Origin of the sequence: Mesorhizobium sp. M7A.F.Ca.ET.027.02.1.1, assembly GCF_004022985.1 — a bacterium.
Classification (GTDB): Bacteria; Pseudomonadota; Alphaproteobacteria; order Rhizobiales; family Rhizobiaceae; genus Mesorhizobium.
The window spans coordinates 1-4,131 of the sequence record NZ_RZOL01000492.1 but is presented as its reverse complement, the minus strand read 5'-3'; the positions used below and the strand labels follow the sequence as shown (position 1 = coordinate 4,131).

The 4,131-nt window shown below is 64.5% G+C and carries 5 protein-coding genes and 1 pseudogene; 3 read left to right on the top strand and 3 right to left on the bottom strand.

Going from position 1 to position 4,131, the window contains the following annotated elements; translation table 11 throughout:
• Window positions 1-77: pseudogene (locus EN749_RS39160) on the bottom strand (3-oxoacyl-ACP reductase); the annotation flags it as partial.
• A 127-nt stretch (window positions 78-204) separates the two neighbouring features.
• On the opposite strand from EN749_RS39160, the gene EN749_RS32015 reads away from it, so the two are divergent.
• Window positions 205-1,104 carry a LysR substrate-binding domain-containing protein gene (locus tag EN749_RS32015; RefSeq protein WP_127271872.1) on the top strand — a complete coding sequence of 300 codons (900 nt, stop codon included), beginning with the start codon at window positions 205-207 and terminating at the stop codon, window positions 1,102-1,104.
• Here EN749_RS32015 and EN749_RS32010 read toward each other — a convergent pair.
• Window positions 1,101-1,562, bottom strand: a complete 462-nt coding sequence (locus EN749_RS32010; protein ID WP_023813853.1) for an Lrp/AsnC ligand binding domain-containing protein — start codon at window positions 1,560-1,562, stop codon at window positions 1,101-1,103. The genes EN749_RS32015 and EN749_RS32010 overlap by 4 nt on opposite strands.
• 127 nt (window positions 1,563-1,689) lie before the next feature.
• Between EN749_RS32010 and EN749_RS32005 the strand changes: the two genes are divergently transcribed.
• Window positions 1,690-2,685 (top strand): ornithine cyclodeaminase family protein, encoded by a 996-nt coding sequence (locus EN749_RS32005; protein WP_128364662.1) that lies wholly within the window; start codon window positions 1,690-1,692, stop codon window positions 2,683-2,685.
• 126 nt (window positions 2,686-2,811) lie between these two features.
• On the opposite strand, the gene EN749_RS32000 is transcribed toward EN749_RS32005, so the two are convergent.
• Entirely contained in the window at window positions 2,812-3,429 is a 618-nt protein-coding gene (locus tag EN749_RS32000; protein WP_127327778.1) for an XRE family transcriptional regulator, read from the bottom strand.
• A 135-nt stretch (window positions 3,430-3,564) separates the two neighbouring features.
• On the opposite strand from EN749_RS32000, the gene EN749_RS31995 reads away from it, so the two are divergent.
• Window positions 3,565-4,131: FAD-dependent oxidoreductase (locus EN749_RS31995; RefSeq protein WP_145991083.1), on the top strand; the 567-nt coding region annotated here is incomplete at its 3' end.

Sequence of the window (4,131 nt, the reverse complement as noted above, 5' to 3'; positions counted from 1 at the left end):
GCCGCCAGCCGCTTGGCCGCCGCCGCACCCATGCCGCTGCCGCCGGCCACCACCACAGCTACTTTTTCTACACTCATCGGATTTTCCTCTCAGGGTTTGCGGGCACCGCAAGCGGTGTTTTCGGGAGCTGAGCGTTGATATAGCTGGTTTTCCCCGCTGGTTCGAACCAGAATGCCTGAAATCAACCTGTAGAAAAACTCCTGCATGCCCGAAGCCTTCCTCAGCCTGCCGCCGTTGAATGCGCTGCGCGCCTTCGAAGCCTCGGCGCGTCATCTCAACTTCCGCATCGCCGCCGAAGAGCTCAATGTCACGCAAGGGGCGGTCGCCCAGCACATTCGCGGGCTGGAAGCCGATCTCGGCACAAAGCTGTTCGAGCGGCTGCCGCGCGGCCTGGCGCTGACCGATGAGGGCCGCGCCTATGTCCCCAATATCCGCCGCGCCTTCGACCTGATCTCGGAGGCGACGCTGCTGCTTCGTCCCGAGCCGGCGCGGCTGACGATCAGCGTGACGCCGAGCTTCGCTACCAAATGGCTGATCCCGAGATTGCATGACTTCGTCGCGCACAACCCGCTGGTCGATTTGCGCGTGCTGGCCAGCGAGAGCCTATCGAGCTTTCAAGCCGATGGCGTCGACATCGCGGTCAGGCAAGGCCGCCCGCCCTTCGGCGCTGGGCTGATCGTCGACCTGCTGTTTCCCCAGCAGATCGTCGCCGTCTGCAGCCCGGCCTTGCTGCCGGAAGGTGTTGCTGAAATCGCAGCCTCCGAAATCCAGCACCATGTGCTGCTGCACGATGCCCACAATCTGTGGCCGGAATTCATGGAGAAAGCGGTCGGCCTGAAGATGACGACCGAATTGAAACGGATGCGCTTCAACCAGACGGGCCTGGCCATCGACGCGGCCGTCGCCGGCCAGGGCATTGCGCTGGCCAGCCGCTTCCTCGTAGCCGCTGATCTCGCCACGGGCCGCCTGGTTCAGCCCGTCAGCGGCGAAATGCGCGGCACGCAGGATTTTTATGTCGTGATGCCGAGAAAACAGCGCCACCCCGAGCCGACGCAAGCCGTGCGGCAATGGTTGCTGGATGCGGGAGAAAGGCCGCCGCTCTAGATCGGCAGCAAGGCGTCGGGCTTCACATTGGCGATCGAAGCGTAGGTGTGTGTCTCCCGCACCCCGGGCAGCGGCAGGATGACGCGCTGCAGGAAATCCTGGAACATCGCCATGTCGGCGATGCGCGCCTTGACCAGATAGTCGAAGCCGCCGACCACCATGTGGCATTCGATGATCTCGGGCGCCCGCAGAACCGCCTCGGCGAAGCGGTCGAACACATGCGGCGCCGTGTGGTCGAGCCGCACCTCGATGAAGACGAGCTGCGCCTGCCCGATCCGAGCAGGATCGAGCACCGCGCGCACGGCGCGAATGAAGCCTTCGGCGAACAGCCGCTTGACGCGCTGCGTCGCCCCGGTCGGCGACAGACCGACCCGGCGCGCCAGATCGAGCGTCGTGCGGCGGCCGTCCTCCTGCAACAAACGTAGCAGCGAGCGGTCGATACGGTCGAGATCGTCCATTTCAGGATTCACACTTTTTGACCAGAAAAAACGTGATAATCACGCCAAAATAGCAAAAACAGTATATTTCATCACGCTCCCGGACCGCAATACCGTTGTCGTGCAACCGACAACGAAAGCGGATCCCATGACATCAGCGATATCGACCTCCCGCAGCGCCCAGGCCAAGGGTGACATGCCCGTACTCATCCTGAGCGAGGCCGAGGTGAAAACCTGCATCGACCTGCGCCAGCTTCTCGACGTACTCGCCGGCGGCTTCAAGGCCTTGTCCGGCGGCAAGGTGGTCAATCCGGCACGGCCGCAGCTCGATGTTCCGCAGGCCGGCTATTCGCTAGCGATGTCGGCATGGATAGCGGGCATGCATCTGACGGTGAAGATCGTCAACGTCTTCGAGGGCAACGTCGCCAAAGGTATCCCCAGCCACCTCGCCACCATCCATCTGTTCGACCCGCAGACGGGCATGCCGGTCTGCGTCATGGACGGCACCTACATCACCGCCGTGCGCACCTCCGGCTCGGCCGTGCTTTCGGTGCGTGAACTCGCCCGCCGCGACGCCAAGGTCGCGACGGTGGTCGGCGCCGGTGTGCAGGCCGGCCAGCATCTGCATCTTTTGCCGCTGGTGCGCGATTTCGCCGAAATCCGCGTTGTCTCCAAGGAATTTTCAGATGCGCAAGCACTTGCCGCGCAACATCCGGGTGTCGTTGCCGTCGCCGATATCGAGGCCGCGGTGCGTTCGTCCGACGTCGTCTGCCTGGCAACGCATTCCTATGCGCCGGTGATCTCGGCCGAATGGGTGCGGCCGGGCACCCATGTCTCGTCGGTAGGCGTCGCCCCGCCGGGCGGCGAATTGCCGGTCGAGCTTGTCGGCCGGGCCAGCCTGTTCGTCGAGACCAGGGATGCCTTTGCCCCGACGCCGGTCGGCTCTTGCGAACTGGCGGGCATTGATCCGAAAGCCGGAATCGAGCTCGGCGACATGCTGCTCGGGCGGCGGACGGGACGGGTCAGCGCCGATCAGGTCACCGTCTACAAGGCCATGGGCGTCGCCATGGAAGACATGGTGGCCGCCGATCTCGCCTACCGCGAGGCGGTTCGGCGGGGAATGGGACGTGTAGTTGCGCTGTAGCGGAGCCGCTCAATTGTTGGAGCCAGCGCCGCCCGTCGATAGGATCGTCCTTCTCCCCGTTTACGGGGAGAAGATGGCGGCAGCCTGATGAGGGGCGGCACCAACGTGGAGGGTTGGGACCAGCCCCTACCCCTCCACCGTCTCCAGCACGCTCAGCAGCGCGCCCTCCATGTCAGGCTCGTCGCCGGAGCAGACGCACAGCATCTCGGCGTCGCCCTCGCCCACCGACAGGTAGGCGTGACCCATGGTGGAATCGATATAGACGCTGTCGCCCTGTTTCAGCCGCACCGGCGCGTACTGGTCGGTGTGCAGCTCGATCTCGCCCTTGAGCACGATCAAAAATTCCTCGCCGGCATGCCTGGTCAACGGCCCGAATTCCTGCGGCGTGCGGGCGCGCGCATAGGCGTGGATCGGTACCATGCGCTTGCGCACCAGATCGGTGGCCAGATAGCGGTAATCGTAGTTGCGGGTCAGCTGGCGCAGCGTGTTGGACTGAGAGGTCACCGAGCGGCGGGTGCGCGCAGCCGGCTGCTTGCGGTCGCCGCTGAGCAGCTCGGTGACATGGATGCTCAGCCCCTCGCAGATCTGCAGCAGCTTGTCGTAGCTCAGCGACATCTGGTCGTTCTCGACTTTGGACAGCGTCGACACCGCGACGCCGGTCAGCGTGCTGACCTCCTGCAAGGTCCAGCCATGCGTCTTCCTCAAGCCGCGCAGACAATCACCGAGGTTCGGTTGCTCCGACATCGTCAGCTCCTGGCGCGGCCACCGGGCCGCTTCTTCACCCTTGGTAGTCCAACTCCCTGCCGCCATCAACAACGCTAATAATTTTCTTATACGCTAAATATTGACTGGATACGAAATTATTTCTACCCCTAGAGCATGCAGTCCAAGTCTCTCCAAAAAATCGTCGTCATCGGCGGCGGCATTGCCGGCCTTTCGCTGGCGGCGGCCGTGCAATCCTGGGCCGAGATCACCGTGCTCGAGCGCGAGCCGCATCTCGGCTACCACGCCAGCGGCCGCTCCGCGGCGCTGTTTTCCGAAACCTATGGCAATGCGCTGGTGCGGGCGCTGTCGCTGGCCAGCCGACAGGCGATCATCGATGGCGGCTTCGCCGCCCACCGGCGCGGCGCGCTGCACGTCGGCGGTGTCGAAGACAGTGCAGCCGTCGACCGCATGGCGGCCGAGATGCAGGCGCTGGTGCCGAGCGTACGGCGCCTGTCAGCAGCAGAAGTCACCGCGCTGGTGCCGGTCATCGCCACGGCAACCACCTGCGGCGGCGTGCATGAACCCGGCGCGCTCGATGTCGACACGGGAAAGATGCTTGCGGCTTCAGCCTCCGCGCTCAAGGCCGGCGGCGGCGTGATCCGCACCGGCGAGGAAGTGCTGGAGATTTCCCGCGTCGCAAACGGCTTCAGCGTCACCACCAGTGCCGGCGCCCACCAGGCC